Source organism: Cohnella thermotolerans DSM 17683 (assembly GCF_000429825.1).
Lineage (GTDB): Bacteria > Bacillota > Bacilli > Paenibacillales > Paenibacillaceae > Cohnella > Cohnella thermotolerans.
In genome coordinates this window covers 1-17,215 of the sequence record NZ_KE386959.1, presented here as the reverse complement: position 1 = coordinate 17,215, position 17,215 = coordinate 1, and the positions used below count along the sequence as shown (strand labels likewise).

The 17,215-nt window shown below is 56.9% G+C and carries 13 protein-coding genes and 2 pseudogenes; 3 read left to right on the top strand and 12 right to left on the bottom strand.

Annotation, left to right across the window (positions count from 1 at the left end; translation table 11 throughout):
• Nucleotides 1-7 precede the first annotated feature (7 nt).
• The 9 genes from G485_RS0120935 to G485_RS0120895 form a co-directional block, all read right to left on the bottom strand.
• On the bottom strand, nt 8-1,543 hold the full coding sequence (locus G485_RS0120935) for a response regulator (RefSeq protein ID WP_035157556.1): 1,536 nt from the start codon (nt 1,541-1,543) through the stop codon (nt 8-10).
• Nucleotides 1,540-3,456: a sensor histidine kinase gene (locus tag G485_RS0120930; protein WP_240489232.1), complete on the bottom strand. Its 1,917-nt coding sequence runs from the start codon at nt 3,454-3,456 to the stop codon at nt 1,540-1,542. The genes G485_RS0120935 and G485_RS0120930 overlap by 4 nt, the downstream gene beginning before the upstream one ends.
• A gap of 55 nt (nt 3,457-3,511) precedes the next feature.
• Nucleotides 3,512-5,194, bottom strand: a complete 1,683-nt coding sequence (locus G485_RS0120925; protein ID WP_027094140.1) for a type 2 periplasmic-binding domain-containing protein — start codon at nt 5,192-5,194, stop codon at nt 3,512-3,514.
• Nucleotides 5,195-5,288: 94 nt separating this feature from the next.
• Nucleotides 5,289-6,176: a carbohydrate ABC transporter permease gene (locus tag G485_RS0120920; protein WP_027094139.1), complete on the bottom strand. Its 888-nt coding sequence runs from the start codon at nt 6,174-6,176 to the stop codon at nt 5,289-5,291.
• Between the two features lie 40 nt (nt 6,177-6,216).
• Entirely contained in the window at nt 6,217-7,185 is a 969-nt protein-coding gene (locus tag G485_RS0120915) for an ABC transporter permease (RefSeq protein WP_027094138.1), read from the bottom strand.
• A 585-nt stretch (nt 7,186-7,770) separates the two neighbouring features.
• Nucleotides 7,771-8,235: a thioredoxin-dependent thiol peroxidase gene (gene bcp, locus G485_RS0120910; RefSeq protein ID WP_027094137.1), complete on the bottom strand. Its 465-nt coding sequence runs from the start codon at nt 8,233-8,235 to the stop codon at nt 7,771-7,773.
• Nucleotides 8,236-8,328: 93 nt separating this feature from the next.
• Nucleotides 8,329-9,126: an ABC transporter permease gene (locus G485_RS0120905; RefSeq protein ID WP_420805809.1), complete on the bottom strand. Its 798-nt coding sequence runs from the start codon at nt 9,124-9,126 to the stop codon at nt 8,329-8,331.
• A 6-nt stretch (nt 9,127-9,132) separates the two neighbouring features.
• Nucleotides 9,133-9,927 carry an ABC transporter permease gene (locus G485_RS0120900; protein WP_027094135.1) on the bottom strand — a complete coding sequence of 265 codons (795 nt, stop codon included), beginning with the start codon at nt 9,925-9,927 and terminating at the stop codon, nt 9,133-9,135.
• Nucleotides 9,920-10,945 carry an ABC transporter ATP-binding protein gene (locus G485_RS0120895; RefSeq protein ID WP_027094134.1) on the bottom strand — a complete coding sequence of 342 codons (1,026 nt, stop codon included), beginning with the start codon at nt 10,943-10,945 and terminating at the stop codon, nt 9,920-9,922. The genes G485_RS0120900 and G485_RS0120895 overlap by 8 nt, the downstream gene beginning before the upstream one ends.
• A gap of 171 nt (nt 10,946-11,116) precedes the next feature.
• Between G485_RS0120895 and G485_RS27590 the strand changes: the two genes are divergently transcribed.
• Nucleotides 11,117-12,130 carry an LCP family protein gene (locus G485_RS27590; protein WP_035157553.1) on the top strand — a complete coding sequence of 338 codons (1,014 nt, stop codon included), beginning with the start codon at nt 11,117-11,119 and terminating at the stop codon, nt 12,128-12,130.
• Between the two features lie 152 nt (nt 12,131-12,282).
• Nucleotides 12,283-13,599, top strand: coding sequence for a glutamate-1-semialdehyde 2,1-aminomutase (locus G485_RS0120885; RefSeq protein ID WP_027094133.1), 1,317 nt, complete (start codon nt 12,283-12,285; stop codon nt 13,597-13,599).
• Nucleotides 13,600-14,107: 508 nt separating this feature from the next.
• Here G485_RS0120885 and G485_RS28620 read toward each other — a convergent pair.
• The 3 genes and pseudogenes from G485_RS28620 to cas5c all read right to left on the bottom strand — a co-directional run bounded on the left by G485_RS28620 (nt 14,108) and on the right by cas5c (nt 16,765).
• Nucleotides 14,108-15,526: an S-layer homology domain-containing protein gene (locus G485_RS28620; protein ID WP_051318455.1), complete on the bottom strand. Its 1,419-nt coding sequence runs from the start codon at nt 15,524-15,526 to the stop codon at nt 14,108-14,110.
• Between the two features lie 104 nt (nt 15,527-15,630).
• Nucleotides 15,631-16,050: pseudogene (locus G485_RS0120875) on the bottom strand (type I-C CRISPR-associated protein Cas8c/Csd1); the annotation flags it as partial.
• Nucleotides 16,047-16,765, bottom strand: a pseudogene (cas5c, locus tag G485_RS27580) (type I-C CRISPR-associated protein Cas5c). The pseudogenes cas5c and G485_RS0120875, both read right to left, overlap by 4 nt.
• A 193-nt stretch (nt 16,766-16,958) precedes the next feature.
• On the opposite strand from cas5c, the gene G485_RS0120865 reads away from it, so the two are divergent.
• The coding region (locus G485_RS0120865; RefSeq protein ID WP_027094131.1) for a transposase at nt 16,959-17,215 on the top strand (257 nt) is incomplete at its 3' end.

Genomic DNA, 17,215 nt, shown 5'->3' with positions numbered 1-17,215 from the left:
CCTTCGGTTAGACCAAACCGGTCTCTTTGCTTCGGTATTCCATCGGCGTAATGCCTTCCGCTTCCTTGAACACTCTCGTGAAATGCTTGACGCTGTCGAAGCCGGCCCGCGAGCAAATCTCGTACACTTTAAGATCGGTTCCCGCCAGCAGCTCCTTCGCCTTGGCCAGCCGCAGCTTCCGCAAGTAGGCGGAGAAGCTCTCCCCCGTATACTCCTTGAACGCCTCGCTGAAATACGTGTAGTTCAGCGAGATATGGTTCGACACGACCGCCATGTTGACGTCCTCGTGGTAATGCTCCTGCAAATAGTCCACGGCCTTCTGCATATCCTTCCGCTCCGCATGGGCCGATCGCACGCGGGCGACATATTCGTCCAGCCGCTCCAGCAGCCGCTCGACATGGTGATAGTAATCGTGGAAACGGTCGAAGTTGTCGATATGCCCCGCCTTCTTGTACAGCTTCAAAATTTCCACGGACTCCTCCCCGTAAGTGCGGAACACCCGGTCGAACACCTCTTCATTGAACAAGCGGCTGATGGCCAGCAAGTAGCCGATTTCGCAGCGGGAGACGACGCGGATGTCGAGCGTCGCCTTCAGCAGCCGCTTGATCTCCGGCAGCCGGCCCATGCCGATCAGATTCGATATTTTGCGGATCGGTTCGACCGGCACCGGACAGCCCGAGTCAAGGCTGCGGACGGCGTCGTACTCGATCGTTCCGGCATCGGGGTGCAGCAGAAAATATTTCGAAGCCTGACGCGCCTGGCTGTAGGCGAGCCTGAGCTGGCCCATGCCCGCGACTCTGGAGCTGAGCGCGAGGAACGGGTGCCCTTGGGCGCTGCCTCTCAGATGCTCCAGCATTCGGGAGAACAATCTGGAATCGCGTGCCGCCAGGATGCTCTCCCCTTCCCGAATGCTGCATCTCGCCCATTGCGGCTGCCCCGCCAGCCACTGCTCCAGCCGGGACGACACGGCGAGGGCGTCCGAAGTTCCGGCCGGCAGCTTGAGAAGGCCGACCGTATATTCGCCGTCCATCCAATCGAGGCCGGCCTCCAGCAGCAGCTCGCGAACTTCCCGCTCCCCGACGCTCTCCCGCAGAAGCACGTACGCGAGCCGGTCGGACTCGCCCGCCGCTCGCTTCCCGTCCGCAGCCGAGCCTTGCCGTTCCCGCTGCCGAAGCTCCTCCTCCAGCCGCTCCAGCACCGCGAACAGCTCGCCGCGAACGATCGGCTTGAGCAAATATTCCCGCGCCTGGTAGCGGATCGCCGCCTTGGCGTACGGAAAATCGTCGTAACCGCTCAGGATGACGACCGCCGGCTTCTCCGGCAACGCTTGCAGACGTTCCAGCAATTCGATGCCGTCCATGACGGGCATGCGGATATCCGTCAGCAGAAGCTGAACTCCTCCCGCGGAGAGAAGAGCCAGCGCTTCGCTGCCGTTCTCCGCGAACGCGAACTCGTACCGGCCCGGGTACTGGCGTTCGATCATGGCCCGCAGGCCGTGACGGATATTCGTCTCGTCGTCGGCAATGACCAGCTTGCGCTTCATCGGCTCTCTCCTCCGGTCAGATTGAATCTCGGCAGCGTCATGACGACCCGGGTGAAGCTTCCCTCCACGCTCTCGACCCGGATGCCGCTCTCCTGCCCGTAGGATATGACGAGCCGCTGGTCGACGTTGCGGAGCCCGATGCCGCTCCCTTCCTTGCCCTTGGCGAATTCGCTGCGGAGCTCCCGGTAATCGGATTCTTCCATCCGGAGCATCCGGTTCAACCTCCTCAGCGGCTCTTCCGGCATGCCGCTGCCGTTGTCCGCGATCTCGATCACGCACTGGTCGTTCCGGACGGCCGCCGTCAAGGCGACCAGCAGCTTCCCGTCCTTCAGGCCGGACGCATTCATGCCGTGCTTGACGGCGTTCTCGACAATCGGCTGAAGCGACATTTTGAGCACCTCCTGGTCCATGCATTCCGGCGGAACGTCCAGTCTGAGCTCCAGCCGGCCATCGTACCGGATGTTCATGATCGCAACATAGTTGCGGATGTGGTCGATCTCGTCCCGCAGCCGGACGCGGTCGTGCGTCCACTGCAGGCTGTAACGCATCATGCCGCCCAGCGACGTCAGCGCGTCCGAGATCGTATACTGGCCCTCGATTTCCGCGAGCATTTTCAAATTTTCCAGGGTGTTGTACAGGAAGTGGGAATCGATCTGATTCTTGAGCGAGCGAAGCTCCGCTTCCTTGGTCGCCGCCTGGCGGTTCACCTGCTCCACGATCAGCTCGTTGATCTTCTTCAGAAGCTGCCGGTAATGGTGGCCGAGCTCGCCCACCTCGTCCGTGCCGTAGACGGGAACGTCCAGGTGGAAGTCGCCTCCCCGCACTTTCTTCATCGAATCCCGCAGCACCTTGAGCCGCTTCAGAATAAGCGAATGCATAAAGGAAGAGATGACGATGAGCACGGCGGCGAGCATTAGGACGACGAACACCAGGTTGGTGCGGGTGCGCCGGAGATCGGCCATCGTGTCCGCCAGCGAGACGACGTTCACCAGATGGATGCCTAGGCGCGGAATATAGGATTGAACGGCCAGATACGACTGCCCGCCGTAGCGGAACGCTTCGGTGCTGTCGCCCTCGTCCGGCGTCAACCGAATCGCGTCGATCAATTGCTTCGCAGACGCGTGCCGGAAGATGGCCGCATCTTCGTCCGTGAAAATCTGGCCGTTGCGGGACACGACGAGCAGCTGGGAGCTGGGCTCCTGGACGCTGAACGTCTTCGTAAAAAACTGTTTGATATCCATATCGACTTCCAGAACGCCGTTATGCGACTGGTCGGGATACGTAATCTCCCGCAGCAGGGATACGGTCGGGCCCTGATTGTCAAACCCGGACGTCGTATTCGACAGAATCGAGTCGCTGCGTTGAATCTCCCACCAGACCATTCCGCGTTGCCCGAGGACGGTATCGTACCAGCTTTTGCTCCGGATTCTCGACTCCTTCAGAACGACCGGCCAAAATTCGTACACGCGGGGATTGCTCGTATACAGCCGAATGCCCGAGATACGGGGGTTGTTGAACAGGAAATGCTCGAAGTTGCTGAAAATTTTCGTCTTGAACTCCAGCAGCGAAGCGGTGTCCATCTCCTCCTGCGTCTGCAAATAATCGTTCATGTCCTGATTCGACAACGCCAGCTGCCCCGTCCACTCCATCAGGTCGATGTTGTTCTGAATGTTGTTTTTCTCGATGTCGAGAATGTTCTCGTTCTTCTTCGCCATCTCGCGGATGGATTGGTCGGAGATGCCGCTAAAAACGTACCAGGCGAAAAGGACGATCGGAATAAAAATAATCAGCACGAACGATAAAATAAGCTTCGCCTGAATCGGCAAGCCTTCGGCAACCCGGCGAATCGCCCCCATCCAGCCTCGCCCCGCTCTTCTTACACCGTTCACATCGCTGCCCGGTAATGACCGCAAGCCCGACCGTCCCGTTTAGGACGGCCAGGCCGGCTGCGTTTGCGAATCCGATGCGCTATTTGTTCAGCGACTCCAGCTTCTTGACGTTCGCCTCGTATGCTTGCTGGCGATACGCCTCGATCGCATCCTGATCGCTTCGGTCCTTCAAATAAGTGTCGAAAATATTATCGAATTCGGCGTCCGATTTGGCGAGCAGCAGCTTCGGCAGCGTCTTGCCCCACAGGCGGGCGTTCTTGCTGCTGGCGACGCCTTCCTTCGTCGTCGGCGGCGGATCGAGGTTGTCGAACTCCGACATGCTCATCGAATGGCCCTTCGTCCAGTCTTCCAGCTGCTTGGCCGGCTCAACGCTGGGCGGCGCCCATTGCAGATTCATGTTCGTGTCCATAAGCATCCAATATTTATAGGAAGCTCCGTATTTCTGGTCGAACGCCAAGCGATCTTTGTTGAGCAGATCGACCACTTCCGGCTTGAATTGGTCTTTGCCGTCGATCGTGTCGTACGTGACGCCCTTCTCGCCGAGGAACAAGTCCTTGTTGCCTTCTTCGCTGATGAGATAGCTCAGGAAGGAGATCGCCCGCTTCTTGTCCTTCACGTTCTTGGAGATGAGCGTAACCGTCCAGCCGGAGATGCCCGGACCCGACAGCGTCGGCGCGTCCAGCGCGGCGTTGGAAGGCCCGTCGACCGCGATGTAGACGGAGTTCGGGTCCTTCTGATAACGCGCGAGGTTCTGCGTTGCGAAGTCGGAGCGTTGATAGAGCATTGCGAAGTAACGGCCTTGCGCGATTTTCTCCTCCATCTGCGGGCGCTTGTCAATGAAGATGTCTTTGGCCAGCAGGCCCATCTCGTTCGCCTTGCGGAACGTCTTCAGCCAGCGGAGATATTCGGGATCCTGCCGGCGGTCGTACAGCTTGCCGTCCTTCTGCTGCGGGATCGCCAGGAAATTCTGCAGATAGGATTCCAGCGAGTAGTTGCCGGTGTCGGTGAATTCGTGCAGCCCGAGCGGGATGAGCGGCTGTCCGTCCACTTCCGGGAACTTCTCCTTCGCCAGCTTCAGGGCGTTCAGGAAGCCTTCCGGCGTGCGCATGTCGGGTTTGCCGATCGCCTCGTAAATATCCTTGCGAACCTCGAACGTCTGGTTCGACGTGAAGCTCTGGCCGTACTTCTCGTAGTCGGCCGGGGAGGACGATGCGTTCGGGTAGCCGTACACGTTGCCGTCGGGCTGCGTGAACCAGCCGAGCTTGGCCGGATCGGCCACTTTGTAGAAGTAGGCGTCGTACTGGTCGGCCAGCTCGTTGAGCGGCAGAACGAGCTTGCCGCTGATCATCTTCCGGACGGCTTCGTCGGTGGCGGCTAGGGTGATGAAGTCGGGCAGCGAGCCGGAAGCGAGCATCGTGTTCAGCTTCTCGTTCTCGTTGCCGGCCGGCACGATGAAGTTGAGGCTGACCCCGGTTTTCTTCGTCACGTACTTCGCCACGACGTCGTCGCCCCACTTCGAGTTGAACCAGGAGAAGTTAATGTACCAGTCGAACGTAATCGGCGAAGTGTCCGCCTGCCAGCCCGGCGCGTCGCCGCCGGACGGTTGCGCGCTGGACGACGCGGCCGAGGATGCGGAAGGCGGTGCGGCGCTCTCCGAAGCCCCGCTGTTTGCGGCTTTGTTGCCTCCGGAGGAGCAGGCGGCGAGCGACAACACCGTCGTCGCGGCGAGCAGGGAGGTCAGCAGCTTGCGTTTGGTTCCCATATTTTCGGCCCCTTTAAAAAATGATGACTTGCCTTTATTACCAGCCGGCGCGCTTGGCGCCAGCGGATAAACGAATGCGCGCAATTTGCCGGTGTCAGCCCTTGAGCGAGCCGATCATGAAGCCCTTCACGAAATATTTCTGCAGGAAGGGGTAGACGATGACGATCGGGGCGGTGGTGACGACCATCGTCGCCAGCTTGAGCGATTGGCTCGTCACGCCTACGGCGACGCCGCTCGGCATGGCCGCGATCATCTGGTTGGAGCTGGCCTGCGCCACGACCCGGTACAAGTAGGTCTGGATCGGCTGCAGGTCGGTCTCATTAATATAGATCATTCCGGTAAAGTAATCGTTCCATTGGTAGACGCCGTGGAACAAGGCGATCGTCGCGACGACCGGCATGGAGACGGGAATGACGATCCGCAGGAAAATCGTGAAATCGCCGGCTCCGTCGATCTCTGCGGCCTCGGTCAGGCCGTCGGGAATGTCCCGGAAGAAGGTGAGGAAGATGATCAGGTCGAAAAAGCTGAACATCGCCGGGACGATATACACGATAAAATGGTCGAGCATCCCGAGGTCGCGGATGAGCAGGTACGTCGGTATAAGGCCGCCTCCGAAAAACATCGTGATCGTGCCGATCAGCATGTAGAGTTTGCGGCCGATCAGCTCGCCCCGGGACAGGGCGTAGGCGACCATTGCCGTGAACAGGACGTGAACGACCGTGCCGACGACCGTCTTGGCTACCGTTATGCCCATCGCGGTCATAATGCCGCTGCTTTGGAACACCGTCCGGAAGCTGTCCAGGCTGAACTGGCGAGGCCACCAGTAAATGCCGCCTCGCATGCCGTCCGTCCCGTCGTTGAAGGCGTTGACGACCACATACCAGATCGGATACAGCGTCAGAAAGCAGATGACGAGCATCAGGACGCCGTTGGCCCAGTCGAACGCGGCTTCGCCCGGCGTCCGGCGCTTAAGGATGAACATGAGCGCTTCGCCGCCTTTCTTGGAGGGTGACTTGAATTCGTCAGAAGAGGGAGGTGTCGTTCAGCTTCTTCGTCACGTAATTCGCCCCGAGCAGGAGGCCGAGCGCGATGACCGACTTGATCAGGCCGACCGCCGTCGAATACGAATACCGGCCGTCCGCGATGCCCGTCTGGTACACGTACACGTCGATGACGCTGCTGGCGCTCTCGTTCAGCGAGTTGCGCAGCACCAGAATCTGATCGAAGTTCGAGTTGAGCAGGCCGCTGACCGCCAGGATGAACAAAATGGCGATCGTCCCTTTGATGCAGGGGAGCGTAATGCTCCGCATTTTCTGGAACCGCCCGGCCCCGTCGATGGTCGCCGCTTCGTACAGCTCCGGGGAGACGCTGCTCATCGCCGCCAGGTAGATGATGGCCGACCAGCCGAGCTCCTTCCAGATGTCCGAGGTGACGACGATGGTCCAGAAATACCGCGGCTCCGCCAAATAAGAGATCGGCGTATCGATGAAGCCGAGCGCCAGCAGGATTTTGTTGACGATCCCGACGTCCGCCAGCCACGTGGCCAGAATGCCGCCAAGAATGACCCACGACAGGAAGTGGGGCAAGTAAGAGATCGTCTGGATCGACTTCTTGAACCGGGCGGAACGGATCTCGTTAAGCAGCAGGGCGAACAGGATGGGCAGCGGAAAACCGACGATCAGCTTGATCAGGCTCATGCCGAGCGTGTTGCGAATGACGTTGCCGAGATTGTCGTCCGTCAGAAATTCCTTGAAATGCTCCAGCCCGGCCCACGGCGCCTGGGACATCGGCAGAATAATGTCGTAGTCCTTGAAGGCGATGAGGATTCCATACATCGGAATGTAATTGAACACCACCATCCAGGCGACGCCGAGCAGCGCCATCAGCTGCAAATACCGCTGCCGGTAGAGCTTCCGCAGCCATTTTTTCCTTCTCTCGCTGCCGAAGGCTCTGACCGCCGCCGGATTCGGCGCCTCTGCGTTCGCGTTCATTTATGCGGCACCTCCTCGCCGTAAGCATTAAATGTAAACCCTTTCATGGAAGTAATTGTACAGGCGAAAGCGCCCGAAGAACAGACACCTCATTCAAGGTAAGGTGCCTTTTTTTCGGGTGGGGCGGTGGGAGAAGGGGGATCGGCGGAGGGGGCGGATGTAGCTCAGATTCTGAGCCGCTTTGGCCGATGTTCGACGAAGGGGGCGGATGTAGCTCAGATTCTGAGCCGCTTTGGCCGATGTTCGGCGGAGGGGGCGGATGTAGCTCAGATTCTGAGCCACTTTGGCCGATGTTCGGCGGAGGGGGCGGATGTAGCTCAGATTCTGAGCCGCTTTGGCCGATGTTCGGCGGAGGGGGCGGATGTAGCTCAGATTCTGAGCCGCTTTGGCCGATGTTCGGCGGAGGGGGCGGATGTAGCTCAGATTCTGAGCCGCTTTGGCCGACGTTCGGCGGAGGGGGCGGATGCAGCTCAGATTCTGAGCCGCCTTGGCCGATGTCCGGCGGAAAACGAGAAAGAGGATGCCCAAGACAAGCCAAAGAAGACCTTCTGGAACATCCCCTGGCAGCGCAGAAAACGGTGCGCCCTACCCCCGCACAGCCGCGAGCACCTGCTCCGTATGGCCTTTCACGCGGATGTTGCGCCACTCCTCGCGAAGTACGCCCTCCTCGTCGATGAGGAACGTGGAGCGCACAATGCCCATGTACGTGCGGCCGTACAGCTTTTTCTCCTGCCAAACGCCGAACGCTTCCGCGACCGCGTGATTCTCGTCCGACAGCAGCAGGAAAGGCAGCCCGTGCTTGCCGGCAAACTTGACGTGCTGCTTTACGGGATCCGGGCTGATGCCGAGAATGACGGCCCCCGCCCGTTCGATCTCCGCGTTCGCGTCCCGGAAGTCGCACGCTTCCTGGGTGCAGGTCGGCGTCAGATCTTTCGGGTAGAAATAGAGGACGACCTTGCGGCCGCGAAACTGGCTCAGCTTGACGTTCTCCCCGTTCGACGCGGGCAGCTCGAAGTCGGGGACGGGTTGTCCGATTGCGATTGGCGTCATCTTGGTTGCTCCTTTGACAGCTTGGTTTTCCGTTAACAGCTCGGTCTTCCGTATAGATTGCCCCGATCCCGGCCTCGCGCCCGACGGCGGCCCTTACGACCCCGCGCCCCGGTACCGCTTCACGCCGCGGTTCCACACGTACAGGCCGAGGGCGAAGAAGATGACGCCCATAACCGGTGTCAGCCACGCCATGACACGATCGTGATGCCGGTCCAGGAAAAACGAAGCCGGGTAGACGCCGACGAAAGCGAACGGCAGCAACCAGGTCAGCAGGAAGCGAATGCCCTTGTTGTAAATTTGAATCGGATAGCGCCCGTAGTTCTGGATGTTGTACATGAGCGGCGCGATGCCCGTCGGGGCGTCCGAGTAGAAGGAGATGGCCGCGAGCGCCGTGTACAAGCCCATGTAAATGAGCACCGAACCGAGCACCATAACGATCAGCACGAGCGGATCGTACCAATGCAGCGGAAGCCCGAGCTTCGCCCAAGCCGCCGCCATGATGCCGAGTCCGACGAGCGAGCCGAGGAGCGAAGGCGGATCGACGTTTTCCAGCATGACCTGCGTCAGCGATCCGGCCGGGCGGGTCAGAATGCGGTCCATCTCCCCCTTCGTAATGTACCTGTCGCTGAAGTTCCACAAGTTCATGAACGTGCTGAAAATGCCGTAAGGAATCATGAAGTAGCCGTACACGAACACGACTTCCGCTTCGGTCCAGTCGCCGAGGGCGGGCGTGTGCGTGAACACGACGAAGATGAAGATCAGATTCATCGCCGAGAACATCAGATCGGAGAACACCTCGACCCAGAAGTCGGCGCGGTACGTCAGCTTCGTTTTTATATAATTGGCCAAGTACTCCCGAAATAGCGACAGCGCAAAACCCATTTTCCGCATGGCCGCTTACCCCCCTTGCACGAACAGCCGCTTGCGCGCCGCCCGCCACATCAGCCAGATCGGCACGATCAGCGCCGCGAACCAGACGAATTGGACGAGCAGCGCGTTCCAGGCGTCCCCGCCGCTCAGTCTTCCCGTGAACACGGAGCCCGGCAAATACGTAATCGCCTGAAAGGGCAGCCAGTCGAGAATCGCCCTGGCCCAGCCCGGGAAGAACGTCATCGGCAAAATGACGCCCGACAGCAGATCGATCAGCACGCGTTTGAGCCGCATGAGGCCTTCGTTGTTTTCCACGAAGAAAGCGAACAGTCCCGTCAAAATGTTAAGCTGCGAATTAATGAGGAAGCTGAACCAGATCATGACGAAGAACATCGCCCAGCGAAGCGGATCGGTCGGCAGCGACACCGGGAAAATGAGGATGGCCACGATCATGCCGGGCGCCATGAACAGGAGCAGCCGGAACAGGCCTTCGCCGAAGCCCTGCATCATTTTCACCATGAGATAGGAGATCGGCCTCGTCATCTGCACCGCCACGCTGCCGTCGCGGATTTCGTTCGATATTTCCCGGTCGAGATTATTGAAATAAAAAGCTCTCGCCATCCAGGAGACCGCGATATAAGTCGTCATCTGCGCGACCGTAAAGCCGCCCAGCGTCTCGGCGCTTCCATAGATCGCCTTCCACATGAAATAGTAAGCGCCGATGTTGATGGCATAAATGACGATGCCGCTGTAATAATTTACGCGGTAAGCGAGCATCATCAGGAAACGGATGCGAATAAAGTCAAGGTAAGCGCTAGCCACGGACGGCCTCCTTCGCCTCCGGGCTTCCGGTGCGGTAAATTTCGCGCACGATTTCGTCGGTGTTCGTCTCGAAAATTTTAATGTCGCTGATCTCCGCGGACGATCCGACGACCCGGGACAGCACGTCCGACACGTTCAGCTCGCGGGGAATCCATACTTTGGCCGTCACCTCGTTCTCCTTCGTCCAGCGCACGTCCAAACCGCTCGTGAGCGCGGATACGGCCGCCAGCGGGATCGGATCGGTGAACTGGAACTGAACCTCGCGGCCTTTGCCCCAGCGCTCCTTCAGCTCCTCCAGGCCGCCGTCGTAGATGATTCGGCCGTCGTCGAGCATAATAACCCTGGAGCATAACGCTTCAATGTCCTGCAGATCGTGGGTCGTAAGCAAAATGGTCGTGCCGTGCTCGCGGTTCAGCTTTTTGAGAAACTCGCGAATTTCCGTCTTGACGACGATGTCCAGGCCGATGGTCGGCTCGTCCAGGAACAGGATGGACGGCTGGTGCAGCAGCGCCGCCACAAGCTCGCACCGCATGCGCTGGCCGAGGCTCAGCTTGCGGACGGGCCGGTTGAGCAGATCGCCAAGCTGCAGCGTCTCCACCAGCTCGTCCAGCCGGCGCTTGAAGTCGGCCTCGTCGACCCGGTACACCTTGCGGAGCAAGCGGAACGATTCGATGACGCCGATGTCCCACCACAATTGGCTTCGCTGCCCGAACACGACCCCGATGCCGCGAACGAACTGCTCGCGCTCTTTGTAGGGAACGTAGCCGTTCACGAGAAGGCGTCCGGACGTCGGCACGAGAATGCCCGTGAGCATTTTGATCGTCGTCGATTTGCCCGCGCCGTTCTCGCCGATGTATCCGCAAATCTCCCCTTGGGGAATCTGAAAACTAATATCCTTGACCGCCGTCACCTCGGTATGCTCCCGCTTGAACAGATCGAGCAACGCTCCCTTGAGGCCTTCGCGGTTTTTTTGAACTTTGAATTGCTTGCGCAACTGGTGCACGTCGATTGCCAGCATAGGCTCATCGTCCCCCCCAATTCGACAAAACTTGATTCTATATGCGGCATAACTTTATAATTTTACAATATGTAATCATAATACGCTAAACATACCGCGTAAACGGCAGCGGAACCGGACCCGCAAGCGGCTTGATCCGGGCTGCCATACCGGCGAAAGGATTACGTCAACATGAGAAAAAAGTGGAAATGGACCTTATTTAGCGTACTGGCTCTCGTGGTGGTCGCCCTGCTGCTTGTCGGGTGGAAAGTATACGGCACCTACCACGAGCTGGGGGAAATGTCGAAGTCGAAGGACGAATCCCGCTTCGGCCAATTCGAGGACAAACCGGAGGAGAAGCCGCCGGAATGGACGGGCACCGAGCGGGTGAACATTCTGCTCATGGGCGGCGACGAACGCGGCCTGCGCAAGGGCGAAATCGCCCGCTCCGACTCCATGATGGTCGCTTCCTTCGATCCGGTGACGAAGAAAGCGCATCTGTTCTCCATTCTCCGCGATACGTACGTAGACATTCCGGGGTACAAGAACAACCGGATCAATACGGCGATTACGCTCGGAGGCCCGAATCTGGCGATGAAGACGGTCGGCAACCTGCTCGGCCTGGATATTCAGTATTACGTCTATGTCGATTTCCAAGGCTTTATCAAGCTGGTGGACGCGATCGGCGGGGTTGACTTCTACGTCGAAAAGGATATGCATTACACGGACGCAGCGGACGGACACGTCTATGACATCGATCTGAAAAAAGGCCAGCAGCATCTGGACGGCGAGCATGCGCTGCAATACGTGCGTTTCCGTCACGACGCCATGTCCGATTTCACGCGGACCGAACGCCAGCGCGCGTTCCTGAAGGCGGTCGCCGACAAGCTGAAGAACGGCTGGAACCTCATGAAGCTGCCCGAAATTCTGAACAAGGTGAATCCGTACATCGAGACGAACCTGTCCGCGAACGATATGCTGAAGCTGGCGAGCCTCGGGTACAAGTCGCATCAGGCCGGCTCCGCCCAGATTCCGCCAATGGATCTCATCTCCGACGAGCGCGAAGCCGGCGCTTCGGTGCTCGGCGTGAAGGACCCGGAAGCGCTCAAGGAATACGTTCAGGAAGAGCTGCAGAAGGACGAGACGACGGCTCCGGCAAGCCCGTCCGCGTCGGCGTCGGCTTCGCCTTCCGCGAGCGCGGAGTGAGGAGCGGCGGATTCGCTGGATCACCTGGCCACAGACCGGCCTAGCGGTTTGCCGATTCACCCGGTCATTTATCGAGTCATCGTTTTAGCCGCACAAGGGGGCCGTCGCCGAGACGGTCCCCGGTTGCGTTAACCCGAAGGAGGCGTTGGAATATGCAAGAGAGAGTCCGATCGGCGCAATTGTACGAAGAAGCGAAGCGGCATATCGTCGGCGGGGTGAACAGCCCTTCCCGCTCGTTCAAGGCGGTGGGCGGAGGCGCCCCGGTGTTCATGGAGCGCGCGCAAGGCGCCTATTTCTGGGACGCGGACGGGAACAAGTACGTGGACTATCTGGCGGCGTTCGGGCCGATCATTACCGGCCACGCGCATCCGCATGTGACGGAGGCGATCGTGCGCGCGGCGCGGAACGGCACGCTGTACGGGACGGCGACGGAAGGCGAGATTAAGCTTGCGCGCATGCTCAAAGAGGCGATTCCGTCGATGGACAAGGTGCGGTTCGTCAATTCCGGCACGGAGGCGGTCATGACGACGATCCGCGTCGCCCGCGCCGCGACGGGTCGCAACAAGATCGTGAAGTTTGCCGGATGCTATCACGGCCACTCCGATCTGGTGCTTGTCGCCGCCGGCTCCGGGCCGTCGACGCTCGGCATTCCCGACAGCGCCGGCATCCCGGTCAGCATCGCGAACGAAGTCGTCACCGTGCCGTTCAACGAGCTGGACGGGCTGAAGCTGGCGCTGGAGCGCTGGGGCGACGACGTGGCAGCCGTCCTGGTGGAGCCGATCGTCGGCAACTTCGGCATGGTCATGCCGAAGCCGGGCTTCCTCGAAGGCGTCTGCCGCCTGGCGCGGGAAGCCGGAGCGCTCGTCATCTACGACGAGGTCATCACGGCGTTCCGCTTCCATTACGGGTCGGCGCAGACGTTCGCCGCGTTCCCTGACCGGGCGGCGATCGAGCCGGACTTGACAGCGCTGGGCAAAATTATCGGCGGCGGGCTGCCGATCGGCGCCTACGGCGGGCGGCGCGAGGTGATGGAGCAGATCGCGCCGCTCGGTCCGGCCTACCAAGCCGGCACGATGGCGGGCAACCCCGCTTCCGTCGCGGCGGGCATCGCCTGCCTCGAGGTGCTGCGCGAGCCCGGCGTCTACGAGCGCATGGAGGCGCTGGCGACGCGGTTGACGGACGGTCTGCGCGACTCGGCCGCCCGGTACGGGGTGCCGCTGACGATCAACCGCATCGTCGGCGCGTTCTCGACCCACTTCTGCGACCACCCGGTCACGAACTACGCGGAGGCGCAGGATACGGACGGCGAGCTGTTCGCGCGGTTTTTCCGCGAGATGCTGGAGCGCGGCATTTACCTGGCGCCGTCCAAGTACGAAGCCTGGTTCCTGACGACGGCGCACACGGACCGGGACATCGACGACACGCTGGAGGCGGCGGAAGCTTCTTTCAAGGCGATCGCGCGGAGGTAACGTCTATCAAGTTCCTGCTTCGCCAACCCAGGCTCGCCGATTCGCTCTCGGCAGCCTGGGATATATTTCAATCCACGCATCCCTGCGGATCCGACGATTTGTGAAATATTTCACAAATTAATTATATCAAAAAACTGTCTTGACATCTTGCAGCACCATAAAAAGCCACAAATACGGCGGTTTCTTGTGCGACTAAGTTCTTGTCTTATAACGTAAAAACTCCCTTCTGACACCATCAAAAGCTTAAATAACTCCAGCTTTGCCCTGATTAAAAAGCTTATTGGGCTCCCCATTCGATGGAACTGTGTGGACATAAAATCCAGCAGTTCTGTACTTAATTGAGGTTGAAGCAGCATTTACAAAAGTTTTAAACCTCAAAAATCCGGTATCTCTGTCGAAGTCAAGATTATCAGCATGGGCTATCTCTAAAAACGGAGAAGAGACGATAATGGACAATAATAAACCTAAGACAACTTGCCTAAGCTGTTTAAGCACTTTTCCACCTCAATTACTTGATTAACTTATAATTGGTGGTAAAATCAGTGTAAACAAAGGGATGATAATATCCCTTAGTATTGTAAATGAGAGGAATATCCGAGTAACCCTTATAAGTGACACCTACTTTGGGATCGATAGAAGTCATATCCCAAATCTGACCCCAAAAAATAGTCCACTCCAACGAGTGCTCCCCATCCCAATTGAAGGCACCTTTATCGGCGGACACTACCTTAAACTCAAAAGTGGAACGCAAATAGCCTGTTCCATAGTAATAAAACATCGAGGGTTGTGGAGTTACACTTCCGATAGTTACCAGCTTATTCGTTTTCACCCATTGGACATAATCATTAATACTCTTCTTAACTTCTGCCCTACCTGCAGCATTTTGACCAGCAGCGTCCAAAAGATTGTAGACCTTATTAGCCCAAGAAGCAGAAATGGTCCTATAATCCACATTGAAAATGAGATCATAGAAACTCTTAGCTTCATAAACAGCCTTATCGATAACTTCTTTATTGTAACCATACTCCGCCATAATACTTGCAGGAGTAACAAGCTTTGCAAACTTGTCTCCACTCTTAAACGGCATTTCATACATCTCATTCGGAACGTTCTTCAAGATGTACGGATAACTAGCGGCGTTCTTCGGAAGATTCGTGGTACGAATTACTTGACCCCACAAGTCTTTCTTTCCGCTAATTTCATCTTGAGCGCTGTCTACAGCGGATTGATCTACGGGTAATGTCTCACCTGCCCTTACTTTAAGAATACGCTCGATAATAGCTACAGCTTGCGCACGAGTAGTAGTCCCATCCAAATCCAAGTTACCGTTACCCGTACCCGTAATAAGACCAGCCTTTGCCGCCAAGAGAATGTAACTAGCGTCATCATTAGCAGCTTGGTTAATCCCTCTTACAGCCACTCTAGCCATCTCAGAGCGTTTCATAGCGACAGGGTATCCGTTTACACCGAATTCATTTTGGGTAACAAGTCCGCCCTTGACCGCTGCCTCTACATAATTGGTATACCAAGGAACTCCAACTCTAGCGGGTTCCAAGCTGTATCCAATTGCAACAACTGCCATCTTGATAAACTCAGAACGACTTACAGGTTGATCTGGTTTAAAGCTTCCGTCAGTGTACCCATTAACATAACCTTTTGCTACAGCATCTCGGATGACAGATTCGGCCCAATAACCAGCTTTTACATCCTTAAAGTTAGTAAGCTTATTTTGAGTCGTGGATTGAGTAGAAACAGCAGCGATCTTTACATCTTTCCCAAAAAACTGCATATCCTTCAAAGGAACATAATCATGATCTACGGATTCAATCTCCGTACGAGGAACAGCGTTTGCAACACCTACATAACCCGGAAGAATCGTGCTAGCTACGATGATTACAGCACCAGTTGCAGTAGTAAACTTATTCATTTGCGACCTCCATCTTTCGTTATCTAATCTTTATTAAAGAAATTTGAATTTGTGATTTCAAGGTCTTTCTTAGAAAACTCTACAGAAATTAAACCTCTGATTACCGAATTGAACTCCTTAACCTTTTGTACTATTTCCGTTGCGTAGGGAGAATGAGCCCAATTATGCAGTTTGTCGATATAGTATGTATAGGGGTTCTCCTTTTTGATCTCCCCGCCATAGACGGCAAAGTCTCCCGCGACGTAGCTCAACTTGTCATGCAATGGATAAGGGGCGATCTTCGCGCCGGCCCGGCTCGCCGAGTCTTCGGTACAGGGAATCAACGTACTCGCTTCGTTCTTGTCGACGACAGTTGCCGAGTGGAATTCTCCCTCTTCCGTTATGTTCACTTCGATATGAGCATTTTGCGTCGTGTGGGAGATTGGCAGCAGCGTATATTCCTGCTCGTTGCGCTTCTTCTTGGACTTGCCAACCAAGTCCAAATTCGATTCATAGGTCTCGTACAGTTGAAGCAGCCAACTCATAGATTCTCCCCCTCTTCCAATTGCGTCAACAGATCGTCCGCCGATAAAACATTCGAAGAATCAAAGCGCTTCGGTTCCATGTCGGTAATCAGGCGGATCTGCGTGCACGGTTCGGGTCGAATAAATTGGATTATGCCATTCTTCATGACCGGGCTCCATAGACGCGCTTCCATCCGATTGCGCCCTGTCTCGTCCGGGTAGTTGATGCCATGGAGCATGGGCCCGAGATGAATCTCGCCGTAGCCGTCGTAGTAACCTTCCCCCTCGCCGAACGTGCATGGCTCGACGTAAGACTGACATTCTCTCGCGCCTAGGAAAATGTCCCTTCGACCTCCAGCCCGGAGCGAACGCTTCATGATGTTGTGATGCTTGTGCTCGTTGCGGTCATATGCCATGTCTGGACGATTCAGGTTGAATTCGAAATGGGCTCGCACCTGATAGCTGACATCCTTCAAGTACGTACAGTTGGCCAGCGTATTCCCTCCGCCGTAGTCGATCGGTCGAACTCCTTTGGACTCCATTCGGATCGGCTTCATGATGCGAACCTCGTCGACGTAAATAAGCAATGTAGGCTTCCAGTAAATTGATTCGACTATCCCTTTTAGGGCTTGGTACGTGGGTACCTGATAGGATAATTTCTCCCCCCGAGCTTGGTGAGCGGGTCGGTGAACAGGGCGTAATCTCCATAGACGACAAACTCAATGCTATTGCGCATGGGACTCACCACCTTCCTAATTCGACATTATACTCCAATATTATCCTAATCCTAATTACCTAGTCAAAAAATATCATGTTAGAAAGAAAAAAACCTACCATCTAAAAGTCCGGTGAAAAAGTCCGCCAAGCAGGCTTTTACCACGGTTTTGTCGAATTATACAGTAACACGACCATTGAAAGAGTGATTGAGCATGAAAGCAAGTAAGTCGTCGACCATCCAGCCTCAGTTGTTCCAATTCATCGACATGGATGAACTCGTGCCGAAAAAGCACATTTTGCGCCAGTTGAACGAAGCTATCGATTTCTCTATGGTCTATGATTGGGTGGCACCACTGTATACGGAGAGTACTGGGCGTCCCGCTGCCGATCCGGAGCGGATCGTCCGACTGACGTTGCTTTCGTATCTGTTCAACCACTCCGAACGGGAACTGTATCAACTACTGCCCAT